Origin of the sequence: Pseudomonas cichorii, from assembly GCF_015471405.1 — a bacterium.
GTDB lineage: Bacteria > Pseudomonadota > Gammaproteobacteria > Pseudomonadales > Pseudomonadaceae > Aquipseudomonas > Aquipseudomonas serbiensis.
Genome location: NZ_BLVZ01000005.1, coordinates 81,680 through 105,391, shown reverse-complemented (window position 1 = coordinate 105,391; position 23,712 = coordinate 81,680). Strand labels below are relative to the sequence as shown.

At 54.7% G+C, this 23,712-nt stretch carries 21 protein-coding genes and 1 pseudogene; 12 read left to right on the top strand and 10 right to left on the bottom strand.

The features are described 5' to 3' along the window. The first annotated feature begins 11 nt into the window (after positions 1 to 11). Positions 12 to 347, top strand: coding sequence for a type II toxin-antitoxin system CcdA family antitoxin (locus JL015_RS08645; RefSeq protein ID WP_201018168.1), 336 nt, complete (start codon positions 12 to 14; stop codon positions 345 to 347). A gap of 313 nt (positions 348 to 660) precedes the next feature. Here the strand turns inward: JL015_RS08645 and JL015_RS08640 are convergent, their stop codons facing one another. Further along, positions 661 to 1,113 carry a transcriptional regulator gene (locus JL015_RS08640; RefSeq protein WP_201018167.1) on the bottom strand — a complete coding sequence of 151 codons (453 nt, stop codon included), beginning with the start codon at positions 1,111 to 1,113 and terminating at the stop codon, positions 661 to 663. A 118-nt stretch (positions 1,114 to 1,231) separates the two neighbouring features. On the opposite strand from JL015_RS08640, the gene JL015_RS08635 reads away from it, so the two are divergent. The 3 genes from JL015_RS08635 to JL015_RS08625 are packed head-to-tail and all read left to right on the top strand — an operon-like array spanning position 1,232 to position 2,729. After that, a complete protein-coding gene (locus JL015_RS08635) occupies positions 1,232 to 1,969 on the top strand; it encodes a metallophosphoesterase (protein ID WP_236250187.1) in 738 nt (245 codons plus the stop codon). Beyond that, on the top strand, positions 1,966 to 2,349 hold the full coding sequence (locus tag JL015_RS08630) for a hypothetical protein (protein WP_201018166.1): 384 nt from the start codon (positions 1,966 to 1,968) through the stop codon (positions 2,347 to 2,349). The genes JL015_RS08635 and JL015_RS08630 overlap by 4 nt, the downstream gene beginning before the upstream one ends. Beyond that, positions 2,346 to 2,729, top strand: coding sequence for a DUF6957 family protein (locus JL015_RS08625; protein WP_201018165.1), 384 nt, complete (start codon positions 2,346 to 2,348; stop codon positions 2,727 to 2,729). The genes JL015_RS08630 and JL015_RS08625 overlap by 4 nt, the downstream gene beginning before the upstream one ends. An 11-nt stretch (positions 2,730 to 2,740) precedes the next feature. On the opposite strand, the gene JL015_RS08620 is transcribed toward JL015_RS08625, so the two are convergent. Then, positions 2,741 to 3,151 carry an MbcA/ParS/Xre antitoxin family protein gene (locus JL015_RS08620; RefSeq protein WP_201018164.1) on the bottom strand — a complete coding sequence of 137 codons (411 nt, stop codon included), beginning with the start codon at positions 3,149 to 3,151 and terminating at the stop codon, positions 2,741 to 2,743. Between the two features lie 74 nt (positions 3,152 to 3,225). Here JL015_RS08620 and JL015_RS08615 point away from each other — a divergent pair, with 74 nt between their 5' ends. Both JL015_RS08615 and JL015_RS27950 read left to right on the top strand, forming a co-directional pair. Next, positions 3,226 to 3,573 carry a hypothetical protein gene (locus JL015_RS08615; RefSeq protein ID WP_201018163.1) on the top strand — a complete coding sequence of 116 codons (348 nt, stop codon included), beginning with the start codon at positions 3,226 to 3,228 and terminating at the stop codon, positions 3,571 to 3,573. 616 nt (positions 3,574 to 4,189) lie between these two features. Beyond that, positions 4,190 to 5,689, top strand: a complete 1,500-nt coding sequence (locus JL015_RS27950; RefSeq protein WP_201018162.1) for a DUF4365 domain-containing protein — start codon at positions 4,190 to 4,192, stop codon at positions 5,687 to 5,689. A gap of 222 nt (positions 5,690 to 5,911) precedes the next feature. On the opposite strand, the gene JL015_RS08605 is transcribed toward JL015_RS27950, so the two are convergent. The 6 genes and pseudogenes from JL015_RS08605 to pncB all read right to left on the bottom strand — a co-directional run bounded on the left by JL015_RS08605 (position 5,912) and on the right by pncB (position 14,231). Next, positions 5,912 to 6,424, bottom strand: coding sequence for a hypothetical protein (locus JL015_RS08605; RefSeq protein WP_201018161.1), 513 nt, complete (start codon positions 6,422 to 6,424; stop codon positions 5,912 to 5,914). Further along, a complete protein-coding gene (locus JL015_RS08600) occupies positions 6,421 to 8,541 on the bottom strand; it encodes a site-specific integrase (RefSeq protein WP_236250186.1) in 2,121 nt (706 codons plus the stop codon). Before JL015_RS08600 ends, JL015_RS08605 begins: the two co-directional genes overlap by 4 nt. Beyond that, positions 8,538 to 11,069, bottom strand: a complete 2,532-nt coding sequence (locus tag JL015_RS08595; protein WP_236250185.1) for a tyrosine-type recombinase/integrase — start codon at positions 11,067 to 11,069, stop codon at positions 8,538 to 8,540. Before JL015_RS08595 ends, JL015_RS08600 begins: the two co-directional genes overlap by 4 nt. Continuing rightward, complete coding sequence (locus tag JL015_RS08590; RefSeq protein ID WP_236250184.1) at positions 11,066 to 12,247, bottom strand: tyrosine-type recombinase/integrase; 1,182 nt, start codon at positions 12,245 to 12,247, stop codon at positions 11,066 to 11,068. The genes JL015_RS08595 and JL015_RS08590 overlap by 4 nt, the downstream gene beginning before the upstream one ends. Positions 12,248 to 12,455: 208 nt before the next feature. Continuing rightward, positions 12,456 to 12,980: pseudogene (gene nadE / locus JL015_RS08585) on the bottom strand (NAD(+) synthase); the annotation flags it as partial. 27 nt (positions 12,981 to 13,007) lie between these two features. After that, positions 13,008 to 14,231, bottom strand: coding sequence for a nicotinate phosphoribosyltransferase (gene pncB / locus JL015_RS08580; protein WP_201001783.1), 1,224 nt, complete (start codon positions 14,229 to 14,231; stop codon positions 13,008 to 13,010). A gap of 685 nt (positions 14,232 to 14,916) precedes the next feature. Between pncB and JL015_RS08575 the strand changes: the two genes are divergently transcribed. The 6 genes from JL015_RS08575 to JL015_RS08550 all read left to right on the top strand — a co-directional run bounded on the left by JL015_RS08575 (position 14,917) and on the right by JL015_RS08550 (position 21,528). After that, a complete protein-coding gene (locus JL015_RS08575; protein WP_201018159.1) occupies positions 14,917 to 16,053 on the top strand; it encodes an ABC transporter substrate-binding protein in 1,137 nt (378 codons plus the stop codon). A gap of 165 nt (positions 16,054 to 16,218) precedes the next feature. Continuing rightward, positions 16,219 to 17,133, top strand: a complete 915-nt coding sequence (locus tag JL015_RS08570; protein ID WP_025258316.1) for an ABC transporter permease subunit — start codon at positions 16,219 to 16,221, stop codon at positions 17,131 to 17,133. 2 nt (positions 17,134 to 17,135) lie between these two features. Further along, the gene (gene livM, locus JL015_RS08565; protein WP_201018158.1) at positions 17,136 to 18,437 is read left to right on the top strand and encodes a high-affinity branched-chain amino acid ABC transporter permease LivM; all 1,302 of its coding nucleotides are present in this window, start codon (positions 17,136 to 17,138) and stop codon (positions 18,435 to 18,437) included. Beyond that, on the top strand, positions 18,434 to 19,309 hold the full coding sequence (locus JL015_RS08560; RefSeq protein WP_201018157.1) for an ABC transporter ATP-binding protein: 876 nt from the start codon (positions 18,434 to 18,436) through the stop codon (positions 19,307 to 19,309). The genes livM and JL015_RS08560 overlap by 4 nt, the downstream gene beginning before the upstream one ends. After that, the gene (locus JL015_RS08555) at positions 19,306 to 20,022 is read left to right on the top strand and encodes an ABC transporter ATP-binding protein (protein ID WP_201018156.1); all 717 of its coding nucleotides are present in this window, start codon (positions 19,306 to 19,308) and stop codon (positions 20,020 to 20,022) included. Before JL015_RS08560 ends, JL015_RS08555 begins: the two co-directional genes overlap by 4 nt. A gap of 741 nt (positions 20,023 to 20,763) precedes the next feature. Next, on the top strand, positions 20,764 to 21,528 hold the full coding sequence (locus JL015_RS08550; RefSeq protein ID WP_201001789.1) for an SDR family oxidoreductase: 765 nt from the start codon (positions 20,764 to 20,766) through the stop codon (positions 21,526 to 21,528). Between the two features lie 127 nt (positions 21,529 to 21,655). Here the strand turns inward: JL015_RS08550 and JL015_RS08545 are convergent, their stop codons facing one another. Both JL015_RS08545 and JL015_RS08540 read right to left on the bottom strand, forming a co-directional pair. After that, complete coding sequence (locus JL015_RS08545) at positions 21,656 to 22,786, bottom strand: AGE family epimerase/isomerase (protein WP_201018155.1); 1,131 nt, start codon at positions 22,784 to 22,786, stop codon at positions 21,656 to 21,658. A 113-nt stretch (positions 22,787 to 22,899) separates the two neighbouring features. After that, entirely contained in the window at positions 22,900 to 23,700 is an 801-nt protein-coding gene (locus tag JL015_RS08540; RefSeq protein ID WP_201018154.1) for a carbon-nitrogen hydrolase family protein, read from the bottom strand. Positions 23,701 to 23,712 lie beyond the last annotated feature (12 nt).

Sequence of the window (23,712 nt, the reverse complement as noted above, 5' to 3'; positions counted from 1 at the left end):
TAGGAAGAAGCATGCCCGTCGCCTACGATTCCAATGCCCCGAAGCGAGACGTTATCTTCACCGTCAACAGTGACCTGCTCGAACAAGCCGCAGCCTCAGGAATCGACCTTTCAGCCACCTTGGAGAAAGCTCTCTTTGACGCACTGGTTTTGCAGCAGTGTGAGAAATGGCTCGAAGAAAACAGAGATGTGCGCGAAGCCGCGTTACGTCTGTGGGGCGACCAGGCGAGAACTATTCAGTGGCTAACCAAACCAGTCCGAGCCTTGAATGGAAAGCGCCCTGTGAACGCTGATACCCAGGACGTTCTAGATTTCATTGGGCGCCTTGAAAATGGGTATTGTGCCTGACGACAAGACCTCAGAGGCTTTGCAGATCCCTTTCGTCAGCTTCTAGCGTCGACGGCATGATGGGCATCATGAGATTCTGCCAGTCAGCCTGGAAGCACCATCTGCTCGACCTCTCCGAACAACCGGGTGATTCGCTTCAACGACATTTCAGTACTGGGGTGTAAACCTATTTTTCAACCTGTAAACCAGTAGGGTTTACAGCTATGAAAATAAGTCTACACCCCAGTATTGACGATGCCGTCTCTGGACACCCGCATCCGCTTACAACAGATCGCATGGATGTGCGATTCCGGCTCAACTGGGTGATTGATCACTATTTTGCCCAATAGCGATCGACAGTGGTTCGTCCGATACCGAGTTGGCGAACGACTTCCATTTTCGCGCAACCCTCAGCTTGTAGACGGAGGACAGCAGCGCGGGTCTCCTCGGCTCTTTTACCTCGAACGCCAGTGGATGCCGCAACCTGGACTTCGCTATGTAGTCGACCGGCAGCCTGCAGGCTCCCAAGTCGAGCATCCCAGTCTGCCTTGTATGCTCCCAACTTCAGATGGGCGAGCCGAGCTTCGGCAGTGAACAAAACTGTGCTGGGGGACACGCCCAGCAACTCGCAGAGCGCATTGAGCTTACCCAGTGTCAGCGACTGCTTACCCTGTTCAACCCGTGCCAGATGATCGCGGTTCAGCACCCCTCCACACGCCTCCCGGCTGAGATTCGCTCCGACACGAACCTCTCGCAAGACCTGTCCAATTGCTTCCAGATAATCCATCTTCCGCCACGCCGCAAAAGAGAGGATAAAGCCATTTTTTGACGCGCCGCATCGTGGGCGTATACCATCTCGTGGAGGGGCGTTATCACATCGGCCTCAATATATAGGTAAATCGACGATGCGTTTGCTAGTCATGTCCGATCTCCACTTGGAGTTTCGGTCGCTGCAGCTTCCGGATCCTGGTCTGTACGATGTTGTGGTGCTCGCTGGCGACGTGCATAGCAAGGGGCGGAGCACCGGTTGGGCGAGCGACAATTTTCATAAGCCAGTAGTGATGGTGGGTGGAAACCATGAGTTGTATGGGGCCGCCTGGCACAAGGCGTTTGCGCGCTTGGAGTCGAACGCCAAACCCCACGTTCACTTTCTGGAACGACAAAGCGTGGTAGTGGAGGGGGTGAGATTCGTTGGCTGTGTGTGCTGGTCGGATTTCGAGTCTACGGGAAATTCAGTTCTGGCGATGTTAGATGCCAGGCAGATGATGAACGATTACAGGCAAATTCGGCTGGAACCACAGTACAGCAGGATCACGCCAACATTCATTCGCAGGCAGGCCCAAGAATCCCGGCAGTGGTTGCATGAAGAGATTTCCAAACCGCATCCGGGCAAGACCGTTGTGGTTACCCACCATCCACCGTTGATGAAATTCGTTCCGCACTACGATAAGCATCCACATTTGAGCGCGAGCTATGGAAACCAGTGGGAAGAGTTTCTCGACTTGAAAATTGACCTTTGGGTGTTCGGGCATACGCACTGGCCCATCGACGAGACTCTACGTGGTGTGCGTTTTGTATCGAACCCAAGGGGGTATCCACAAGAGGATCTCTCGTTCAACCCCGAGTTAGTAGTGGAGCTATGACAAATCAAATTCACGACACAGCAGGTGCTGTGTATTTCCCACCTGCGCTGCTGGCTGCGGTGATGGTCACGTTCGATGAGCACGTAGACGGCTACTTGCTGGATGCACGAGTTTGTAAATCAGGCTATCGAGCCGCAATCTTTTTTGATGCATCTGGCAAGCACGGGAATGGTGACACTCTCACCACGGGCGAGGTCGTCCAGGTGCAGGAGCAGCATGGTTACCACCTGATAACGACGATCGATAACCAGCGCTATGCAGTCGTGAGCTACATGATGCTGTTGTTGGAAGACTCCGAGGAGGGGGAGCATTTTCAGATCCTGTCCTTGACCCATACCGGTAGGTATTTGCCGTCGGAGAACGAGGGAAAAGCAGAATGAGATTTGACTGGTCTGCAGCACCAAGCATGGCTATGAACGGTATGAATGCCAGCCTGGATGAAGCCATTGACCGCGTCCAGGCCCGGTATCTCAATCGAAGTTTTTGCGTGGTGCGTGACTGGGTGTGGATTGAGTTCGCGGCTCAATTAACGGTGGCTGGAGGATTAGCCAGTCAAGGACTATCCCCCCATGTGGTGGTCGCGATTACGATCCTGCATGATAGTCAGGATCGTTTTAGACTTGGGCGTGGTGTACGCACTTCCTTCCTCGTGGACTATGAGGCCCCTGGCTACTTCATCACTCAAAATACGGTCTACGTGCTCATGGGGGCGGGACGACGAATTCAGGTTCCATTCATGAGCGAGTACCTATTTTTTTAGCCAGGCTCTCATCAAGTTCCCATGGTTCCTCCAGACACAATCAGAGGGATTTGCTTGAGCGTTTCGTGGGGCGCCGTTGGACAATCTGTCCATAAAGCGACAAAAGGGGCGTCGGCCACAGGTACATCTTTCGGGCTTTTCTGGCCCAGCGCTCGGACAGGGGTGCACAACCAGCTCATGGCTTTCGCTTTGTCGCCAAACAACCCTAGGGCTGCGTCAAACAGCTGCGGATCAATCGTTTCGGGCGATTCGCCGCTTCCATGGGCTGAGGACATCGCGTCTTCGAGAGCTACCGCAAGCGTTTCTAGTGCTTCCCGAATCCGAGCATTTTCTCGAAAATCCCCTGTGTCTGGCTCGTAGCCAGCGCAATAGCGTAAAAGCGCCTCGGCGTCATTCACATTCAGATCGAGCTGGATCAGCATGTCGATTCCTAAAAAAGGGAGCGCCAGGAATGTGTACCCGCACTAGCGGCCCAGATTGGTGAGTACTACGTTTCATGAGCGATGTTCTGAAGAACGAAATTATAGCGCGGGCCGCTTCGGTGTTCGGGCTTGGCTTCGCAGAGATGATCCATTCAGCGCTTCTGACCTACAGGCGTAGGCCAGGCCTGGGTGACCTCGTTCGTATCTATGAGGGTGCCGTGGGTCGATCAGCATATCTTGGATTGATCCAGGCGCTTGAGGTCAGTTCAGTCGAGAAATTCTATCCCGCACCGGGGTGTCTCCAGATTCGAGAACAGCTGCACTGGCATATCCTGCGGCATCTGCAGCTGGCATTGATCCGGGATGGGCAGGCCTCAGGTGCGATGCGCGACTCAAGCTTTGGAGGGGATCTGGGGCTTTAGGGGCACGGAGTTCCGCTGAGCAGATTTCTCTGATTTGCAAAATTGCACCTGACTTGACCAAGCGTTTGCATCCCACTTGACCACCTGTTTCATTCGCCTTGACCAGCCATTTGCATTGGATTTGACCAGAGCACCGGTACGCCTCAGCCGGCAGGAATCGACCCATTGCTGCGCTTAGCGGAAGGCGATTACCGACCAAAAGCGTGCGTCCGATTACTTGTGCTTAGCAATCGAAGCAGTCATTGGTGAAAGGGAAGCAGTCACTCGGCGGCCAAAGGCTCAAGGAACACCGAAGTGAGGGCCAGCGGAGAAAACGTCTCATTCGTTCGGGAGCTGGATTTCAACATCGGTCAAACTCGCCTCAAGGCCGTGAGCAGGGTAGTGCGGGCCTTGAGGCAGCTGATCACCGACCACGTTTGCGCCGGGAGGGGGCTGTGAGTTGAAGCGGCGAAGGTTGGCCATCAAGCAGCGCGGTGAAGCGAAAAATTGGCTTCTCGATCAAGTAATTACGCAGCATTGAGGAGTCGAGCAAAATCGGGTGGCTAAAGAATTGTAACAGACATTAGGCAGTGATAGATTTCAAGGTAAGTCACTATGCCACTACGAGCGAGAATAAATGGACTTTAAGTCTTTGGAAAGGATAGGCGTATATGCGCTGGGGCTGGTCATATCTCGCGAATTCGAATGGATTTTTAGAGAGCAGCCTATTGCGGATGTAGGAATAGATGGTCAGATTGAGCTTGTTGTTGACAATAAAGTTCAGGGCAAGCTAATAGCGGTTCAAGTAAAATCAGGTGACAGCTATCTCAGTAACACAAAGGAAGGGATGGTTTTTTATGGGGAAAATAAGCACTTAGATTACTGGCTGGCTCACTCGTTACCTGTGTTGTTAGTTATTTATACACCAAGTAACGAAAAGCTCAGGTGGATAGATATTCGCCCTGACAATGTCGAGCGAACAAAGAAGCATTGGAAAGTAATTGTTCCTGAAGCAAATGTGTTTGATAAAACATCAGTGAATGCCCTGCTCGCTGTTTTCGATCGTGCCGCTAAATCCGGGGAGTATGAGGCGGCAACTTCGATTGCTCGAAAAGTTCAGCATAGTGCGGCCGGGCATGTAAGCATGATCGTAAATGATATAGCGGCAGACCTCCAGATATATAAATGGTACAGTTGGATTGAAGAAGCTTGCGGGGAACATATTCCCGCTCTTCATGAAGGATTTGTTGACGGTGCCAGATTCGCCAGGGCCAAACTGCCAAGTTGGATTTTTCCGAAAGGTGATTTTCTAGATGTAGAGGTGTCGGCATCAAATATGATTAACAAGGCGAACTATGCTGTTGATCTTCTGATGCAGAAAGCAGAGTACGAGCCAAACAGGAAAACTTATAGTGGCTTTCATGCCTACAAGCGACAGTATCCTAACCCTAATTATGCTCAAGACAATCGCGAACATGTTGAATGGGCAAAAAAATTTGTTGCGAGTATAAAGGAGTTTGTTAAATCGGCAAATTTGTTTTGCGATATTGTACGCGAGCAGCTTGATCCTTCTTTTCTGCTAAAAATGGGAAGGTTGATGTTCTCAGATGATATGATATCGTGGTCAGAGGTTCCGCAGTATACTTCTTATGAGCGCCAGTCGATTTTGAAGTCTAAGCCTGGTCGAAGCTCGGATCAAAAACTATTAGATCATAAAAACAAATCCGGAATTAGTCTGGATGTAGATCCTCGCCTGTCACTGAAGTCTATAATGTTGTTTAATGATCTCATTGATAGGGCGTTCGGCGATGGGCCGTGTACTTGCAATCGCTGCAAGGGGAATAATTGGAGCGAATGCGGTTACAGTTACCAGCATACATTTATTTTTGAATCTGGGATGGTCAATCGTCGTTTCGCTATTACTTCCGCGAGTGACGTCTTACGAGCGTTGAGTAGTGCTTGGTTGTCCTACACTAAAAGCGAGCTCAACACTGTAGGGATTGTTCCAATACAAACTATAATGGAGTTCGTAAACCCTGAACTGCAGGAGCGGCTAGTGCCATTATTGCTTGCCTGTGGCGCGGTGAGGGATATCGACGGAGTTTTAATGCTTGGAGAGCCAAGCTGGGATGAATGACTGATCCATGTAGACGCCGCGACCGTGAATTTTTGCCAAAGCGCTTACGGTCGCTGGTTTAAGAAATTTATGTAGTGGCCAACTAATACCGGACAGTGCATCAAGTTTTTCCTCCGCAAAAAATCGCGCCTCGTTGACGATTACCGTTACCTCCGCCCAACCTCCGCCATGCCCATGATAATTGAACTCGCTAGCGACCATCATCCAACTGGTTCCAAGTCGTCATGGGCCACTTGCATTGGCCCTGTACACGCTGAGCTCTTCTTCGAGCACAGCTACTGCGTCCTGCAGCTTCATATTTTCGGATCGCAACTTATTGATGGTTTCCAACCGATCGCGTGACTGGTTCACGTAGAAACTACGGCTGGACTCCGTTTCGCCGTTTGTCTTCGTCAGCGCAGCGATAGACGCCCTGGCATCCAGCAATTCGTTGAACCAGTAAATGACCTCCAACCGACTCTGCTCCAGGAGCTGCTCCGGTGACAGTGATAATTTTTTGTTTAGCGCCTGCTCTTTTTCCTGCTGCTCACGTTTCTCTTTGATGGCTTGAAGCTTCTCGGCTGGCCAGACTCGTCTGCTAATTGAGTTACGGTGCATCCCCACCATTTTGGAAAGAGCTGAGATGCTGGCTGGCAAGGAAGGATCTCTCTCGATCCTCTTGATGGCTTCGCTCAGTAGCCGCGTGTTAGCTTCTGCATCTTCCGCGTTTTTCTGGTCATAAGGGGCAGAGGTCATGCCAAAACCTCCTCACCCAACCCCTTCAGCACGGCTTGCGCCTCCGAAATGGCAAGCTGCATCTGGGCAACGGACTTGGCGAACTGATGGTCAACAGCCCCCTCCGATTGCGTCCCATCGGGGGGCGCTCCCAGTTTTTTCAACGCAATAGTATTTTGGATAACGATCTCCCTCCATTTAGGTGCATTGGCTTTGGTCACCACTGCATTTTTGCAGCGATTTGGATTGCAGCGCAGCGAGCCGATGCAGGGCAGTGAGGAGTCCGAAGCCTCAGTCGCTTGACCATAGCAGTAGCCCTGACCAACATTGATAATCGCGAAATCCAGCTCGACCATCCGGTCAAAAATTTCCTCCTTCGTGTATCCCTGCTCCAAGTAACCCTGGAAATAGGCTTTCAGTCGCTGGCGATGTGCCTGCGCGTTGTCCCCTACGTAGTTGCCATCAGGGTCATATGTATTGACCACGAACTCCAAGTTCGCGGATTTTCGAGCCCGATCACCGTCCGCGCCACCCCCCGATGTTAAGGTCTCAGCAATGCCACCGTAGTCGATGGTGGTCGCACTTGCCCTATGCTGGCCGATACTCCCCACGATGTTGCCAAAATGCTTCAGTTGATATGAAATGAATGGTAATCCAACCGCCGCGCGATTCATTTGATTAGCGAGGGTATGGCGAAGCGTGTACGTGGAGACTTCCAGGGGTTCTAATTCTTCCGGAGTAAGAATCTCAGCAAGAAAGCTACGTAGCAGATGGGTTTGACCTTTGCTGCTTAAGGAGTTGGCGGACGACTCTGCGCCAGGCGCAACGGTGTTCATGTTTGAAATAAGATAGGGATTGCGTTTGAATCGATTCAAAATTACCAAAGTTCGAACAGCATCCAGAACGATCGGGATTGCAGCCCATTTGTCATCAAACAACTTGCCGTAAACGCCGCGATTTTTGATGACCGTGCTGAGGATCAGATGATGGCCGAATTCGTCGATCGTTAGGCAGCCATCCGCCATGATCCCGCACAGCTCGGATGGCCTCATGCCTGTGTACTGACCAACGATGTAAGTCGCGCTATTGTTGATGTGAGTGATGTATTGATAAAACTCTTCGTTCAACTTTGTCTTGGTCAGCTTGCAGATAGCTTCTTTATCCTTAAGCATGCCCATAATTTGAGGCGAATGGTAGGCTGGATCAGGTTTGTAAAGATGAGGCTCTACATCACATGCTTTATACCCCCGCGAGGTGAGGCGGATGGCAACGTAGATGTCATAGCTTCTTTGTGTAAGCATGACATTTTCCGCAGCTTTATAACCATCGGCCTCGGCTCGCTCTAGCGCATATTGATCCTCTACTGGTTCGTGAAGAGCCTTGAGGAAGTCAACCACGGCATACGACCCGTACCGAGCGCTCTTTTCAAAAATCCTGTTAGTAAAGAATTTTTCTTTCTGTCGAACCTTTTTGTTGGTAATGCTATTTTTCTGCCACTCCAATGACTCCAGATCGACGAAGGGCAATGATTTGGCGAAAAGGTTCTCAAGTAAAAAAACGGATCTAAGAAAAGTGAACCCTTGATTGGTAACTCGGCGAAAGGCCCTCTCGAATTGAGCGGCTTCGAAATGATAGTCTGCCTCGCCGAAGTCAGCCAGGCTGTAGTAAGTAAGTTCGAAGTATTCATTCCCCAGTCGAGCACGTTTTCGAGCGCACATGTTGTCGATGAGTGGGATAGTTGATTTGAAAATATCCAGTACGGTGTGCGGCTTGTAAATAATGGGGATGTCACTGATACGCATGGCGCCAGGAATTTGCAACACACACAACATGGCAATCTTGAGTTCAAACAAGATAGTTTGATTCAGGTTAGGGTAATTGCCGAAATCGATTCGTGATTTGGCACCTTGAATGTCTCTGGCCCTGATGCCCGGCTCCTCATTGAAATCCCAGACCTGATGCATCAGGAGGCTGAGCTTGCTGACGGGGAGGCTCATGATTCCTTGAAGGAGGGCCATAGGGGTAAGGCCGATCGGCGCCTTGTCGGTACCAATCAGATCGCCATCGCTCAGAAGTCGAAGCAACCCCTCCCGGGCGGGTTTCAACTGAGACAGGAGACCATCCAAGGTCGGCATCATAGCGTCATACCCTCGATCAAGCTGCTGGTGATGATGTTTTCAGAAAGCCGCTCAGCTTCGTCAAGTTGCTCGGCTTCAAACCCATTGATCGACGGGGTGAGAATGCTGTCCAGAGTTTCCAGGTTTTCGCGAATGATGTGCCCATACGGCGTTTGTGAGATGGGGCTGGTATCCATCATCGTCTGGTAATCCCTGCGCATGGCAAACAGATCCGGGAGGTTGGACACGGTGATGATGCAGTTACGGCACGACAGGCATTTGTTCAACAGGGAGCAGGGATTGCCTTCCTTGTAACCACTGAGGCTCCTGATTTCTTCCGGTGGGTCGTACACGTTGCGGCATTCAACGAGCCCGGTTCTGATGATGATCGCCGAGGGGTCAAGGCCATCTGGGAGAGCGGATGGGGCGCCAGCGGCATTCTGCGTGCTCTCTGCTACCCCGCTGGCCGCATCAAGAACAAGCTCCTTGTGAATTTTCTTAAGTGCTTCTTCAACCACATGCCGTGCGGTTTTGCTGAATTCCAGCTTGTCGAGGTACTTCAATGTCGTCGAAATCCTCTTGTGGCCCAAGATGACCTGGATCTCTCGAACAGATACGCCATTGTCGATGAGCTCAGCCACCAGGCTGGGTCTCAGCCGCGAGGCAGAAATCGGCAGGGGGGCGTCGGCATCGGTCTTCAGCAAATGGTCTTTTGAGAACTGTTGCATGACCGTATTGATCATTGTCCAGCCTTCGAAGGTCTTGACCGTTCTGAACTCGCTTTGCTTGCGTGATTCGTAAATGAACAGGCGATTTTTGGCCGGGCCTTCGGCACGCGCTCGAATGTGGCGAGTCAGATGGATCACGTCATCAAAAACTTTTTTGACTTGGAAGCTTTGCGAAAAGCTGAGCCAGGAGATATCCGCGTGCATCAAATCGAGGTGGTAGAATTTCTGCCCTCCGCTTCGCTCCTTCCAGTACCGAAGGCACGGTCGCCTCGACAGCTCATGGCACTCAACGAAATCGTCCAGATCCAACGTGACCAGGGAGTCGGCGTTCAGACCTGTCACTTGGGCAAGTCGAATAATGTAGGGGGCGAGCAGCCTTGATGTGACCTCGTAAATCACTCCCCAGCTTTTGTAGATCTCAACGATCCCCTGCTCCGCGTAGTCCACAATCTGGCAGAAGCCTTTTTCATACCGGTTGTTCGGGTCATGAAACGCGCGGCTGATACGTTGGCAGTTCAGCTTGTTCTCAAAGATCCAGCGGGCATTTTCCAAGCTGGCAAACCCATTTCGAACGTAGCCCTTGGCGTCTATCGGGTCGCAGCCGCCATGGGAGTACACATAGTCTTGGGCCAATGCGTTGGTTTCTTGGATCTCAAGCTCGCAGGCGCTTTTGATTTTCTCTCGGTCGGCGGCTACGTATGGCCGGTACTCATCTGTCTGCCTAACTTTGTCAAAACCCTGGATGTCAACGAAGCTGGTAAAGCCGATACCTTGGATCTTGAGAGCGCGCTTGAGCATCTGGCGCGTCATCGACAACAAACCATCTGCGGTGTAGCTTGAGATCGAGCCAATGGTCAATTGCTCGGCCAGGTAGCTTCGAAAGCGAGGAAGATAGTTGGGGGTGATGTACTCTCTCGGATCCTCCTGTCCCTTGAAGCCGACCTCCTTCAGGTGCTCGGAGACAAACCGAAACGCCTCGCCATAATTTTTCTGCCCTGATACTGAAGCGGCCTTCATGGATGCCGCCGCAAACATATGCAGTAATTTTTTGAATGGTCGATCAGGGTCGTTGTTAACCAGCTGTTCAATTTTTGAGAGAGGGATAGCCCTCAGCGAGGAGATGACTTGCTCCCAGGTATCAAGCTTGGGGGACTCGCTGCGTTTCTGGGCCTGCTCAAGCTTCCGGTCTTTCGTCGGCTTGTAGTCGGATGCAATGACGCCACGAGCTTTGAGGTCTTCCTCGATCTCGTTGAAGGTCTGGTTGACCAGAGGAAGCTCGCGCCGTGCCCATTTCAGGTTTCCCATGCCTTCGACTTTGTTCAAGCATCGTGTGACCGAAATGCTGTTTTTCACGATCGGGATGTCTTTCTTTTCCTCTTCGGGAATTGACTCGTACCAGCAAAGTAGCTTGCGACGCCACTCGTTTGAGATCGAGTTTTGGCCTGGAACCACGATCTGTTCCTCAATCATTCGCTCAACGATTGACTCGAAGATGTGGGCCCTGGACGTCTGGGTATTCTGGGTAGTGCCTAGCGCCTTCTCCAGGAAGGTGGGAGACACGCTCGGCTCACCATTCTGCGAAAGTTGAACCGTGAGCAGGTTCTGCCGGCTTGATTTAATGTTGTCTGCCCATGCTTCGATGGCCTCATTGATATCAGCCGTTCTGCGCTTCTTGAGGTCGTTTTCTGTTGCGGCATCGGCCATGGCATCGTTGGCTTTGGCTTTGGTTTCATGGTCAGGCTCTGTGCATACAGAGGCTCGAATGTCATCAGGCTGGTCAAGCGGGTGCTCAACGGAGGAGGGGAGATCTACATTTATCACTTCTCATCTCCAGTCCGGATGCGCTTGGTTGTCCGTTCCCGGAGTGTGTGCATTTCACCAGCTTTAGTTTTCACCACGGCGTTTGGCTCTCTGAGCTTTTGAAAGATGTCAAAAGGAATCAGCGTGTAGCCCTCAGAGGTTGTTTCGCTGTTGTGCCCGTACGACTTCGTGAGAGTGACCAAGCGATCAAGGTAGCTTTGCCCCAGGTCAGGGCTCCCCAGGATGGCGTACGCACCGCCATGGCGTAGCTTGTGAGGAGAAATGGCTCGCCTGATTTTCCCGGCCTTCAGGGCTCGCTTGCTCGTCCTTTCAAATAACTTCTCCACGCTCTTGGTGGTATGCGGTGTTCCTTGAGCATTAAAAAATGCGGGAGTGGTCTCAGGGCTCTCGTACTTCTTAGCGAGTCTTCGGTACAACGGCGTTCGGTGATAGGCATCGATACGCTCAAGAACCGTCCGGCTGACTAAGGTGATGCGAGGCTTGATCTGGTCACGTCTGCCCTTGCTACCGGCGATGTGGAGCGGGCAATAGTCTGGTTGGAGTGGATAGTCTCCTGAGGCCGCCACGAATCGGAGCTTGTGGAAGTCGAGGGCGTCTCTCACCGCCTGGAGCGTGATGCGAGGGACTTCCGAGACTCGCGTCCCTGAGTCGTATACCGCTTGAATAAGGCATCGTTCGCGTTCGGAATGGGCGTGCAGGATCAACTGCTCAAGCTCGGTGAGACTACTGGGCTGAACGATACCCAAGGTGTTGGCCTTCCCCGTCCAGAGCATACCGTCTTCATAGGGATTGTCCTCCCTGAGTGCCGGTTGTCCATCAAAAGACCTGCAGAGGAATTTGCTGAAGAAATGGAGATGCGCAGCGTCACGGGTCTGAATCGTCTTGGGTGCTAAGCCATTTGCGGCTAGGTTCGCCAGGTAGTTCTCCAGCCGTCCAATGGCCACACTCAGAAATGCGTCGTCGCGATAGCAGCCTTCAAACTCAACATTGGTTTTGAGGTCTTGAAGTAGGAGGGCCAACCGGCTGGCATAGGATTTGACCGAGGCGAAAGCGAGACTCTTCTTGCGGAGATTCAGGGATAGGTAGGTGGATACCAGGGGTTGCAGGCGTTCATCCTCATCTACGAGGCCACAGCCATTCACCTGGACAATCGGTTGCTTGCCCTCAGGTTGAGCCATGAACTGCTCTCTGTATTCCCCTGTGGCGAGAACAGAATTGCTCAGATCGATGGGTCTTTCTCTAGCGGTTACCACCTTCATCAAAAACTGCCCTATGCGATCGTTCACCTACTGATGATGTGCATTATGGCTGTGGAGATTTGACGAAGGAAAGCCCTTGGGGCGGGGATTGGGGGAGGAGGTGTGCAGGTTAGTGTAGGGGGGAGGAAATGACTGCTTCTGCCGCATGATCGGTCCCCACTACCAGCCCTTGATAAGCACCGGCGATGGTGTATTGCGCCACCATGCGGATGCGCGCCTTGGTGTTGCCGAGCACGAAGTCCACAGTGCTGGCCGCCTTGCCGTCGAAGGCTTTTACTTCAGCGGCCAGAGCCTTGACGCTTTCGCCGATATTCACGGTATGACGTTCGTCTGGCTCGATGAAGTCCACCGACGCCTGGGCTTCGTGTTCGTCGTGTTGCACCACATACGGCAGGCGTACGGCGACGAAGCGATAGCCGTCGTCGCCTGTGCTGCTGCGCAGTTCCTTTACAGCGCGCTGACACAGCAGGCCTGCGGTCAGTGAGTCGACGCCGCCGCTGATCCCCAGTACCAGCGTCTTGAGCCGTGCATTGAGCAGGCACTCCTTGATGAAGTCCACGCGACGGGCCACTTCGGCCTGCAGAGCGTTGTGGTCGGCGAAGGGCGGTTGGACATTGAGCTGTTCAGCAATCTGCAGTTGTACGGCGTGCATGAGTCACTCCTTGTAAGTGGGGACAATTCAAACGGGTTTTTCAGGGGCAGTCAAAGCGGGCACCTTGAACACGTGTCGCAGGTACGAGACGAAGTTCGGGTCCTTGCATTGCGCCTTGCCTGGCTCATCGGAAATCTTTGCCACGGGTTGCCCGGCGCATGCGGTCATTTTCAGCACCATGTTCATCGGCGCTATGCCTGGAATATCGGCTGTCAGGTTAGTGCCTATGCCAAAGCTGACATTGATGCGGCCACGCAAGGCCCGAAAGATTTCCAGCGCCTTGGGCAGGCTCAGGCCGTCGGAGAAGACCAGGGTCTTGCTCGTTGGATCAATGCCCAGCCTCTGATAGTGCGTGATGCATTTTTCAGCCCACTTCACCGGATCTCCCGAGTCATGGCGCAAGCCATCGAACAGCTTGGCGAAATACAGATCGAAGTCGCTCAGGAAGGCATCGGTGGTGATGCAGTCGGTCAGGGCGATACCCAGTAGCCCGCGATACTCTCGAACCCAGCAGTCCAGCGCTGCGATCTGGCTGTCGATCAGGCGCGGGCCGAGTTGCTGGTGCGCCATGATCCATTCGTGAGCCATGGTGCCCAGCGGCTTCAGATCAAGCTCGCGGGCCAGATGCACATTACTGGTACCGACAAACTGGCCGGGGAAGTCACGCTTGAGCACTTGCAGGATCGCTTCCTGTACGCCGTAGGAAAAGCGACGGCGGGTGCCGAAGTCGGCGACTTTCAGCTCTGCCAGCTCGTCCGGGCTGGCGTTGCTGGTCAGCCACTCGAACTTGTCGTAGAGACGTTCCCGAGCCTGGCTGAGCATGATGTCCGGGTAACGATGGCGGTTACGAACTTCGCTGACGATGGCCAGCAAGGGGACTTCAAACAGGATTACATGCAGCCACGGACCGTTCAGGCGAATGCACAGCTCATCGTTTTCGATGCTGGTTTTCACATAGCGGGTATTGAAGCGGAACAGCCCCAGGAACCTGAGAAAGTCCGGTTTCAGAAAGGTGATGCGCTCCAGGAATGCCAGGTGCTCGTTGCTCAGCGACAACTCGCAAAGCAACTCGATCTGATGCCTGATCTCGGCCAGATAGGGCCGCAGGTCTTCGCCGTTACGGCAGCGGAACTCCCATTCCACATCGGTGTTGGGATAGTTATGCAGAACCGCCTGCATCATGGTGAGCTTGTAAAAATCGGTATCGAGCAGATTTTGCACGATGCGATTCGAGAAGGCGCTCCCACTCATTGATTCGGGTCTCCAGAGCAGCCGATAACGTTTGGCTCGCGAACTTCGTGTTCTGAGTGCTCGCGGCCTGCCGGGTTCGCATTGTCACCCTTAACTTGCCGGATGATCCAACGGTTCCCGCATTCAATGCAGAAAATCCTTGGGGCGGCGTGTTTCAGGCATCAGGAATAAATGGAATGACGTTTGGCCGAATGGTCGTTTGATCGCTGGTCCCAAGCCGGTTATTAGTAGATGCCCGTTCATCTGTTACGTCCGTTTGAACCTGCACCAGTAACAGACCCGTGGATGCGCATCGCCAGACCGGCATTGCACAGGCCGGGCCTTGCGGGCTGAGTTTGCTCATCATCGACAGCGTTTTCCTGTGCTTCCACTAACCTCAAATGGTGCGTCTCGTAGCGCATGCGCACCGGGGGTGTGCACTTCGGTGACGTGCCCGGTTACAGCCGGGTTGCACGTTGGGGAGTGTGTCGGTTGCTGTTTCTGATTTTTAAGGTTGCGCCTGTTTTGTGTCTGGTTGCACCTTTCGCGCGGTAGACGGTTGCACGGCCTTTTTGCAAGGGCTGGCGACTGGTGGTGCGCCTCCCTGAGCATCACGTGTTCCCGAATGAAAAGTGATGGCACGCCCCTTGCTCTAAGCAACTCTTGTAGTTGCAGTGCTAATTAAAAAATCTCAGGAGCACCACTCATGTCGCATACGTTTTACAGGAAAGGTTTTCTGGCAATCGCAGTGGCAACTGCATTGGGCGTGTCTTCGTTTGCTCAAGCCGACGTGAAGATTGGCGTCGCAGGCCCCATGACTGGCGCCAACGCATCGTTTGGCGAGCAGTATATGAAGGGCGCTCAGGCGGCAGCGGATGCAATCAACGCGGCAGGTGGGGTCAATGGCGAGAAAATTGTTCTGGTTCGTGGCGATGATGCCTGCGAGCCGAAGCAGGCTGTGGCTGTCGCCAACCGTCTGGTCGATCAGGACAAGGTTGTCGGCGTCGTGGGGCACTTCTGTTCTTCTTCCACCATTCCGGCTTCTGAGGTTTACAGTGAGGCAGGTGTGATTGCCATCACCCCGGGCTCCACCAACCCGACGGTTACCGAGCGCGGTCTGGGAGAAATGTTCCGCATGTGCGGTCGTGACGATCAGCAAGGCGTGGTCGCCGGCGATTACATCGTCGATGTGCTCAAAGGCAAGAAGATCGCTGTTATCCACGACAAGGACACCTACGGTCAGGGGTTGGCCGATGCGACCCGTGCCCAGTTGGCCAAACGCGGCGTGAAAGAGGTCCTCTACGAAGGCCTGACCCGTGGCGAGAAAGACTTCAGTGCTCTGGTTACCAAGATCCGTTCGGTGGGTGCCGATGTCGTCTACTTCGGTGGTCTGCACCCGGAAGCCGGCCCGCTGGTTCGTCAACTGCGCGAGCAGGGCCTCAAGGACGTCAAGTTCATGTCCGATGATGGCGTCGTGACTGATGAACTGGTGACGACCGCAGGCGGCCCACAGTACGTGGATGGCGTGTACATGACCTTCGGTGCCGACCCGCGCCTGCTGCCGGAAAGCAAGGCGGTGGTCGATGAGTTCCGCAAGTCCGGCTACGAGCCTGAAGGCTACACCCTGTATGCCTACGCTTCCGTACAGGCGCTGGCTGCCGGCTTCAACGGTGCCAAATCCAACAAGGGCGATGCTGCGGCTGTATGGCTGAAAGCCAACCCGGTCAAGACTGTCATGGGCGAGAAAACCTGGGATGCCAAAGGCGACCTGAAAGTCTCCGACTATGTGGTTTATCAGTGGGATGCCACTGGCAAATACAAACAGCTCGAAAAACAGAAGTGAAATAGACGCATCGTCAGGCCTGCCTCTTGAGGCGGCCTGGCATGGTAACGGGCTCACACCTCAGCGGGCCTGGACTCTTCTGTAGCCGTACGGCCTGCTCGTTATGCCTGATGAGGGTATGGCGAGCAGGACCCTGAGCGGCCTTCAAGTTTGTGAGCGTGCGTGATGGACGGTATTTTCCTGCAGCAAATGGTCAACGGACTGACTCTCGGGTCTGTCTACGGCCTCATTGCCATCGGCTACACGATGGTCTACGGCATTATCGGCATGATCAACTTCGCCCATGGCGACGTTTACATGATCTCCGCCTACCTGGCCGCAATCGGCCTGGCGGTTCTGTCTTTCTTCGGTCTGGAGTCGTTTCCATTCCTGATTCTCGGGACGCTGATCTTCACTGTCGTGGTGACAGGTGTCTACGGCTTCGTCATTGAGCGGGTGGCTTACAAGCCGCTGCGCAACTCGACCCGGCTGGCACCGCTGATCAGCGCCATCGGCATTTCCCTGATCCTGCAGAACTACGCGCAGATCAGTCAGGGCGCACGGCAGCAGGGCGTTCCAACGCTTCTCGAAGGTGCCTGGCGCTTTGAAGTCGGTACCGGCTTCGTGCAGATCACCTACACCAAGATCTTCATCCTCATCGCCGCTTTTGCCGGCATGGCGTTGCTGACGTACATCATCAAGTACACCAAGCTCGGTCGCATGTGCCGCGCCACGCAACAGGATCGCAAGATGGCGTCGATTCTGGGGATCAACACTGACCGGGTCATTTCCTACGTGTTCATCATCGGTGCTGCAATGGCTGCGCTGGCGGGTGTGCTGATCACGATGAACTACGGCACATTCGATTTCTATGCAGGCTTTGTCATCGGTATCAAGGCGTTCACTGCTGCGGTACTGGGCGGGATCGGTTCGCTGCCGGGCGCGATGCTGGGTGGTTTGATCCTGGGGGTTGCCGAGTCGCAGTTCTCCGGCTTGATCAATTCCGATTACAAAGACGTGTTCAGTTTCGGCCTGTTGGTACTGATCCTGATTTTCCGTCCCCAAGGCCTGCTGGGTCGCCCACTCGTGGCGAAGGTATAAGTATGTCTGCTCCTATCGCTAAACCTATCGATATCAAGAAAAGCCTGATCGACGCCGTGGTTGCCGGCTTGCTGGCGCTGATCGTCTTTGGCCCGATTGTCGGCATTGTGCTCGACGGCTACAGCTTCAACCTGCAACCGACCCGTGTCGCCCTGCTGGTGGCGGTGGTCATGGCGGGGCGTTTCCTCATGAGCCTGTTCCTGCAAACGCCCAAGGGCATCCGCATTGGCCAGAGTTTCGAGAGTTCCGCTTCGGGTGTGCATGTGCTCAAGCCCGATCACAAATCGAGCCTCTACTGGATCATTCCGCTGTTGATCGTGATTGCCATCGTGTTCCCGATCTTTGCCAACAAGTACCTGCTGACCGTGGTTATCCTCGGGCTGATCTACGTTCTGCTCGGGCTGGGCCTGAATATCGTGGTCGGTCTGGCCGGGTTGCTCGACCTGGGTTATGTGGCGTTCTATGCCATCGGTGCCTACGGTCTGGCGCTGGGTTATCAGTATCTGGGCCTGGGCTTCTGGTCGGCGCTGCCTCTGGCGGCGATTGCTGCCGCGCTGGCCGGGTGCATTCTGGGTTTTCCGGTATTGCGCATGCACGGTGACTATCTGGCCATCGTGACCCTTGGGTTCGGTGAAATCATTCGTCTGGTGCTCAACAACTGGCTGTCCTTCACCGGCGGCCCGAATGGTGTTCCCGTGCCTTCGCCAACTTTCTTTGGCCTGGAGTTCGGGCGTCGCGCCAAAGAGGGCGGCATTCCGATTCACGAATATTTCGGCTTCGATTACAACCCGGATCTGAAATTCCTGTTCATCTACACCGTGCTGTTCATCGTGGTGCTGGCCGTGCTGTTCATCAAGCATCGCCTGACTCGCATGCCCATCGGCCGTGCCTGGGAAGCGCTTCGTGAAGACGAGATCGCCTGTCGTTCGATGGGGCTCAATCATGTGCTCGTCAAGCTGTCGGCGTTCACCATCGGGGCTTCGACGGCCGGTCTGGCCGGTGTGTTTTTCGCCAGCTATCAGGGCTTCGTCAACCCGACTTCCTTTACCTTCTTCGAGTCGGCACTGATCCTGGCGATTGTGGTTCTGGGTGGCATGGGCTCGACGGTGGGGGTCGTGATCGCGGCTTTCGTGCTGACGGTTGCGCCCGAACTGCTGCGCAGTTTCTCCGAGTACCGGGTACTGCTGTTCGGAATCCTGATGGTATTGATGATGATCTGGCGGCCACGCGGCCTGATTCGTATCAGCCGTACCGGCGTGGTCCCGCGCAAAGGCTCACTGGTTAAAGAAGGAGTGGCGTCATGAGCAATGAAGTCATTCTCTCGGTCGAGCATCTGATGATGCATTTTGGCGGCATCAAGGCGTTGAGCGATGTCAGCCTGCAAGTTCGTCGCAACTCGATCTTTGCCCTGATCGGCCCAAACGGCGCGGGCAAGACCACGGTCTTCAACTGCCTGACCGGTTTCTACAAGGCCACGGGTGGACGTATCGAGCTGCATACCCGTGGCAAGACCACCAATGTGATCAAGCTGCTGGGTGAGTCGTTTGCCGCAACAGACTTCGTATCCCCCAAAAGCTTTTTCAGCCGCGTGTACTACAAGATGTTCGGCGGCACCCACCTGGTCAACCGGGCCGGACTGGCGCGCACCTTCCAGAACATTCGGCTGTTCAAGGAAATGTCGGTGGTGGAAAACCTGCTGGTGGCTCAGCACATGTGGGTCAATCGCAGCCTGATCAGCGGCATTCTCAATACCAGGGGTTATCGCAAGGCTGAGGAGGATGCACTCAATACGGCGTTCTACTGGCTGGAAGTGGTGGACCTGGTGGACTGCGCCAACCGCCTTGCGGGTGAATTGTCCTACGGTCAGCAACGCCGTCTGGAGATCGCCCGGGCCATGTGTACACGGCCTCAGGTGATCTGCCTCGATGAGCCGGCCGCAGGTCTCAACCCGCAGGAAACCGAAGCCCTGAGCGGCATGATCCGCCTGTTGAGGGACGAACACGACATGACCATCGTGCTGATCGAGCACGACATGGGCATGGTCATGAACATTTCCGACGATATTGTGGTGCTCGACCACGGCAACGTGATTGCCGCAGGCGGGCCGGAGCAGATCCGCAACGATCCGAAAGTGATCGCCGCGTATCTGGGCGCTGATGAAGAGGAATTGGTATGAGCAAACCGATCCTCGAAATGAAAGAGATCGATGTGTATTACGGGCCGATCCAGGCCCTCAAGAAGGTCTCGCTGCATATCAATGAAGGTGAAACGGTGAGCCTGATTGGCTCCAACGGTGCGGGCAAATCCACACTGCTGATGTCGATCTTCGGCCAGCCGCGTGCGGCCAGTGGGCAGATCATCTACCAGGGCACCGACATCACGCAGAAGTCGTCGCACTACATTGCCTCCAACGGCATCGCACAATCGCCAGAGGGGCGCAGGGTTTTCCCCGACATGTCAGTCGAGGAAAACCTGCTGATGGGCACTATTCCCATCGGTGACAAGCATTCGGCTGAAGACATGCAGCGCATGTTCGATCTGTTCCCGCGGCTCAAGGAGCGCCGTAACCAGCGCGCCATGACCATGTCCGGTGGCGAACAACAGATGCTGGCCATCGCCCGCGCCCTGATGAGTCGTCCGAAACTGCTGCTGCTCGATGAGCCGAGCCTTGGTCTGGCGCCGATTATCGTCAAGCAGATCTTCTCGACCCTGCGCGAGCTGGCGGCCACCGGGATGACGATCTTCCTGGTCGAGCAGAATGCCAACCATGCACTCAAGCTGTCTGACCGGGCGTACGTGATGGTCAACGGTGAGATCCGTCTGTCGGGCTCTGGCCAGGAATTGCTGGTAAATGAAGAGGTCAGGAACGCTTATCTGGGTGGGCACTGATTCAGTCAGAAAAACAGCGTTTATCCACGCGCCCCGGGTGTTTTTCACTCGGGGCGCTGTTTTTTCCCGATTGTGGAAAACAATTTTGACATGCCCTTGAAACGCGACATAAAGACGCTGCAAACGGTTGTTTTGTCACGGTTTTGACTTGTTCAGGTTTACTGTGGAACTGGCTGTTAATAACTTGGGAGTATTTGGCTGGAGGCCTTTAGATATAAGGGCTATAGCGTGGTGGTTGTTTTTTGATCAGCTGTTTTTGGATGTTCTTTACAGGCTTTTGTCAACGTCCAGATACCTGTTTGTTCATACAGTTGGTTTGTGCGCGCAGCCTGTGGATAAGTCTGTGGGCAAGCGTTGGAAATAGTCGGGTAGGCGGCATCTTCATTGGGCTGGCGGGCAGCACAGGGTTTTACCTGCTATTACAGGGCCTGGGTGTTGGTTACAAAGTCAAGGGGAAAACTTCTCTCGATGGGCTACAGCCCTTTAAATGCAAGCCATGCGGGGTTTTACACTTGCCCCCAGAGATTGTGGGCCTGACTGTGGATAAGGTGGGCAAAACCGCGTGTAGCCCTTGTAGAACGTGGCTTCGCTGGTGTTGTTCGTTTTTTGTACAGTTATGGTTTTCTGTGAGCAGCTTTGTCCACATGCTTGATCCAGATGGCTCCGGGCGGGCATCCTGCCGGTCTTGCTGTGAACTTATTAACAGGCTGCGCTTTTATTGCGCCATGTCAGGAGAACGAAATGACTTCCACCGTATTCATCACGGGCGCTACTTCCGGGTTTGGCGAAGCCTGTGCCCGTCGCTTTGCAGAGGCCGGTTGGTCGCTGGTGCTGACCGGTCGCCGCCAGGAGCGTCTGGACGCCTTGAGCGCCGAACTGTCGAAGAAAACCAGGGTTCACACGCTGACGCTCGATGTGCGTGACCGCGCCGCCATGGAAAGCGCCATCGCCGATCTGCCGGAAGAGTTCTCGACCATTCGTGGACTTATCAACAACGCTGGCCTGGCGCTGGGGATCGACCCGGCACCCAAGTGTGATCTGGATGACTGGGACACCATGATCGACACCAATGTCAAAGGTCTGGTCTACACGACGCGCCTGCTGCTGCCGCGTCTGATCGGCCACGGTCGTGGTGCCAGTATCGTCAACCTGGGCTCTGTGGCGGGCAACTACCCGTATCCGGGCGGTAACGTCTATGGCGGCACCAAGGCATTCGTGGGCCAGTTCTCGCTGAACCTGCGCAACGACCTGATCGGCACTGGCGTGCGTGTGACCAACCTGGAGCCGGGCCTGTGTGAAAGCGAATTCTCGCTGGTGCGTTTCGGTGGTGATCAGGCCAAGTACGATGCGACCTATGCCGGTGCCGAGCCTATCCAGCCGCAGGATATTGCGGAGACGATCTTCTGGATCATGAACACCCCGGCACACGTCAACATCAACAGCCTTGAGCTGATGCCCGTCAGCCAGACCTGGGCCGGCTTCGCGATCGACCGCAACCGCGGCTGAGCGAAACCTCTTCGCGAATGAATTCGCTCCTACCCACGGCTGCGTAGGAGCGGATTTATCCGCGAGACGTCATTGAAGTCGATACATGCTTTTCGGATGTACGGCCCTCTCGCGAATGAATTCGTTCCTACAAGTGTTCAGCCAGGCCGATGTAGCAGGTTGCCAGATGGTAGGGGGTCGTTGACGGCATATCGCTGCGGCTGACCTCGCCATCGGTGTCCAGGCATTCATGCCAGCCACCGGCATGCAGGAATCGCTGTTGCAGCGCTATCAGTTGGTCATTCAGGCGGCTCAGGCCGTCAGGACGCAACGCCAGCGCCCGCAGGTATTCGGCCTGTGCCCAGATTCTCTGGGTGCCATCACGTACAACACCGTCACATGTCAGCATCGCGGTCACAGCACCGGTTTGCTGATCGACACCCTGAGTCTCTGCAAGAGTGAACGCCCGGTTCAACGAGGCATACAACGGAGTGCTGCGCAGTTCGGCAGAGGTGTGCAGCAAGAAAAACCACTCGAACTGGTGCCCCGGTTCATACCAGTTATCCACAGCCCCCAGCGGTTTCTCCAGCATCACACTTGTCGCCGGGTCGATGAAACGGCGCTGCATGTGAGTGACCAGCCCATTCAAGGCCGATTGGGTCCTGGGATCCGGGCGTACCGACAGCGTTGCCAGAAACGCCTCCGCCAGATGCATCAACGGGTTCTGCAAAGGGCCGCTACCCAGCGTGGACCAGTCTTCGTCCAGGCTCGCTTCGTAAAGACCTGCGCCATCGTCGAAACGCTCGGCGACGACATTGAGCGCGGCATTGAGTGCCGACTCGGCCAGAGGCTCTTTTACCCTGGCCCAGTAATGGGCGAAGGCAAAAATGATAAAGGCGTGGGTGTAGAGATCCTTGCGGCGGTCCAGCGGTTGGCCTTGTGGATCGATGCTGTAAAACCAGCCGCCGTGTTCGGCGTCATGAAAGTGTTGCTGCATTGAGCGAAACAGCGCGCCGGCGCGAGTCGCGGCGTCCGGAAACTCCGGATGACCGATCAGGCTGGAAAACAGGAACAACTGCCGGGCGCAGGCCATGGCTCTGTAGCGCTGTGGCGGCAGAGGATGGTGCTGTGCATCGAGCGCTTCATAAGGCAACGCCAGTTGCGCGTTCCAGCCAGGACCTTGCCAGAGCGGCACGACGACTTTGAAGAAGTGTTCCTGAAGGCGGGTGAGGCTGGAGGTCAACTCAGACCTCGAGGCAGAACTGGAAGCATGGGGCATCGGCTGGCGTCACGGCAGTGTCGAGATGCGCCACATGTTAGCAGGAGGCGCTCGGGATTTTGCGCTCAGGCCGCTACAGGAGCGAATTTATTCGCGAACAACGCCATGAAAACTCAGGTCTTGGTCAGATCTCGGTACAACTCCGGCCGCCGATCCGTGAAATAGGTAGTGATCGCCCGCGAGCCTTCCATCAATGGCCTGTCCAGCTCTACAACCATCAGCGTCTCATTTTGCGCCGCCAAGGCCGGGCGGCTGCCATCCGGTGCGCAAAGGCTGCTTTGCCCGCAGTAGTGAATATCGCCCTCGCTGCCACAGTAATTGGCATACACCACATAACATTGGTTCTCGAACGCTCGCGCACGCACGGTAATGTCACAGACGAAATCGTAAGGAACCATGTTCGCCGTAGGCACCACAATCAGTTCGGCACCGGCCAGTGCCAGACGCCGGGTGTTTTCGGGGAATTCCACGTCGTAGCAGATCAGCAGCCCCAGACGCCAGCCATCGAGCTCTACCACCAGGAAGTCATCACTGCCCGCCGTGAACATCGACTTGTCCAGCTCGCCGTACAGATGGGTCTTGCGGTAGTTGGTCAGGCTTTGTCCGTGGCTGTCGATCAGTTGCGCCGCATTGTAAATGCGCCCGTCACTGCCCAGTTCGGGATAGCCATACACAATCGCGATGCCGTGTTCTTGGGCAATAGCCGCAATCCGAGAGGCTGCAAGGCCATTGACCGGCTGTGCCAGCTTGCGAGCGGCTTCTGCGCCGATGTTGTAGCCGGTCAGGAACATCTCCGGACAGACCAGCAGGTCGGCTTTTTGCTCTGCCGCAGCCTTGGCCTGCTGCTCCAGTCGCAGCAGGTTGGCACCGATATCCAGTGGCAGAGGAGGGCATTGATACTGCGCGATGCGCATGGCTGTTTTCCT